At 60.4% G+C, this 1,053-nt stretch carries 1 protein-coding gene; it reads left to right on the forward strand.

Going from position 1 to position 1,053, the window contains the following annotated elements; translation table 11 throughout:
• Nucleotides 1-1,053, forward strand: a 1,053-nt coding sequence (locus L696_RS28230) for an acyl carrier protein (protein ID WP_245233283.1), incomplete at both ends; no start/stop codon positions are given.

The raw sequence follows: 1,053 nt of genomic DNA on the forward strand, positions 1-1,053 counted from the left end.
GAAGAGGTAGCTGCTGCGAGCGCGGACCCCTTGCAGGAGAGAGCGATCGCGTATCTCAAAGAGCAGGTGTCCACCGTTTTGAAATGGCCGGTGAGCCGCCTTGACGCGGATGCGCCGCTCGAACAGTACGGGATTGATTCCATGCTGGTGATGAAGCTGACCAACCAGTTGGAAAAAACATTTGGCTCTTTGCCCAAGACGCTCTTTTTTGAGTACCAGAACCTCCGAGACCTGGCTGGGTACTTCCTCGACTCGCATCGAGCGCAACTGGTGCGGCTGACAGGGGACGAGGAACCGGCGCAAGACGCCGCGCCGGCCCGCAAGCCTGCGGTCAAGGAGACGCCGGAACGGACGGCGTTCGTCAGCCGTCGACGTCAGCGGTTCACTTCGATGGCGCATGCACAAGAAGAGGGAGCGAACGGCAAGCTGGACGTCGCGATCATCGGCGTCTCCGGCCGCTATCCGGGGGCGCGCAACCTTCAGGAATTCTGGGGCAATCTGCGGGACGGCGAGGATTCGATCACGGAGATTCCTCAAGAACGCTGGGATCATAGCCTCTATTTTGACCCGGACAAAAACAAGGCGGGCAAGACGAACAGCAAATGGGGCGGATTTATTGACGGCGTGGATCAATTCGATCCGCTGTTCTTCAACATCTCCCCGCGCGAGGCGGAGCTCATGGACCCGCAGGAGCGACTGTTCATGCAGACCGTCTATGAAGCGATGGAAGACGCCGGTTATACCCGCGAGACGCTCGCCAAGCAGCGCGGACGGGGGCTTGACGGCAACGTTGGGGTCTATGTCGGCGTGATGTACGAAGAGTATCAGCTGTACGGCGCACAGGAGACGCTGCTTGGCCGCCCGATCGCGCTGGCGGGAAGTCCGGCTTCGATCGCCAACAGGGTGTCGTACTTCTTCAACCTGCACGGGCCGAGCCTTGCCGTCGATACGATGTGTTCGTCTTCGCTGACGGCGATTCATCTGGCCTGCCAGAGCTTGCAACAAGGCGGTTGCGAGCTGGCGATCGCCGGCGGTGTCAACGTCTCGATTCAC

Source organism: Paenibacillus maysiensis (assembly GCF_000520815.1).
In the GTDB taxonomy this organism is placed as follows: Bacteria; Bacillota; Bacilli; order Paenibacillales; family Paenibacillaceae; genus Paenibacillus; species Paenibacillus maysiensis.